Origin of the sequence: Jannaschia donghaensis (genome assembly GCF_001403795.1) — a bacterium.
Classification (GTDB): domain Bacteria; phylum Pseudomonadota; class Alphaproteobacteria; order Rhodobacterales; family Rhodobacteraceae; genus Jannaschia; species Jannaschia donghaensis.
In genome coordinates this window covers 1-429 of sequence record NZ_CXSU01000007.1, presented here as the reverse complement: position 1 = coordinate 429, position 429 = coordinate 1, and the positions used below count along the sequence as shown (strand labels likewise).

The following is a 429-nucleotide window of genomic DNA, read 5'->3' as shown; positions in this document are numbered from 1 at the left end:
GTTGCGTCCGTGTTGGTGGCGAAGATCGTAGCCGAGTTGTTGGGCTCGATGTCGGCCAGGCCGGTCGCGATGTCGGTGGACAGGTTCTCGATGCCGCCGGAGACGACCGACATGACCGCAAGGCCCAGGCCGACGAGAGCGGCAGTCAGCACGACCCAATCGACGGTCACGGCACCGGATTCGTCGTTGATGAAGGTGTTGATGTTCAGCATTTTGTTTTCCTTAGTATGGGGATTTCCCGGCAGACCGGCTATTAATGGTGGACCGCCAATCCGGCATTTCAGTCGATGTGTGTCGCCGAAACGATCTTACGGCGTGGTGGTGGGGGCCGGCGTACCGGTTGCGTCCGTGTTGGTGGCGAAGATCGTAGCCGAGTTGTTGGGCTCGATGTCGGCCAGGCCGGTCGCGATGTCGGTGGACAGGTTCTCG

Annotated in this window: 1 protein-coding gene; it reads right to left on the bottom strand. The window is 60.8% G+C overall.

Annotated elements, in window-relative coordinates; translation table 11 throughout:
* On the bottom strand, window positions 1–212 hold a 212-nt coding region (locus JDO7802_RS04370), incomplete at its 3' end, for a hypothetical protein (RefSeq protein WP_055083063.1).
* Between the last annotated feature and the right edge of the window lie 217 nt (window positions 213–429).